The 409-nt window shown below is 68.9% G+C and carries 1 protein-coding gene; it reads left to right on the top strand.

All coding sequences use genetic code 11. From position 1 onward, the window contains the following. Positions 1 to 409: ketoacyl-synthetase C-terminal extension domain-containing protein (locus GTW67_RS10320; protein ID WP_272920478.1), on the top strand; the 409-nt coding region annotated here is incomplete at both ends.

Below are 409 nucleotides of genomic sequence, written 5' to 3'. Positions count from 1 at the left end.
CAGGCGCTGCTGGCCACCTACGGCCAGGACCGCCCCGAGGACCGGCCGCTGTGGCTCGGCTCGATCAAGTCGAACATCGGACACACCCAGGCCGCGGCCGGTGTCGCCGGTGTGATGAAGATGGTCCTCGCCATGCAGCACGGGCTGCTGCCGCAGACCCTGCACGTCGATGAACCGTCCTCGCACGTGGACTGGACGGCAGGATCCGTCGAACTGCTCACGGACTCGACCCCTTGGCCCGAGACCGGGCATGCGCGCCGGGCTGGCGTTTCGTCATTCGGTGTGAGTGGGACGAACGCGCACGTGGTCCTGGAGCAGGCTCCAGCCTTCACAGCGGACGAGGAGCCGACTGCGGACGTCGAGTCGCCCGTGGTGGTTCCGTGGGTGGTGTCGGCGAAGTCGGAGGCGG

Source organism: Streptomyces sp. SID5910 (assembly GCF_009862125.1).
Taxonomy (GTDB): domain Bacteria; phylum Actinomycetota; class Actinomycetes; order Streptomycetales; family Streptomycetaceae; genus Streptomyces.
Note: the sequence above shows the minus strand (reverse complement) of the source record. Positions and strands in the feature narration are given on the sequence as shown.